Below are 200 nucleotides of genomic sequence, written 5' to 3' on the forward strand. Positions count from 1 at the left end.
TTGAGCCTGGTGGGGGAGTTCGGCGCTCCGTTGGAGTAGGTGATGACCCACTGGTCTCCGGTGGCGTCCTGGTAGTAGACGCGCTGCTGGGTGCTGCCGTACGCGGTGCCGGTGGCGGTGGTGACTCCGGTCTGGAGGGGGGTGTTGTTGAAGTAGAGGGTGCCGTCGGTGCTGAGGAAGTAGCCGCCGCCGACAGCGGT

1 protein-coding gene is annotated in these 200 nt (G+C 66.5%); it reads right to left on the minus strand.

What is annotated here, in order from left to right; all coding sequences use genetic code 11:
* Positions 1-200 (minus strand): hypothetical protein (locus ASF46_RS19345; protein ID WP_162240152.1); only part of this gene is annotated, 200 nt, incomplete at both ends.

The organism is Rathayibacter sp. Leaf296, assembly GCF_001423045.1.
Taxonomy (GTDB): domain Bacteria; phylum Actinomycetota; class Actinomycetes; order Actinomycetales; family Microbacteriaceae; genus Rathayibacter; species Rathayibacter caricis.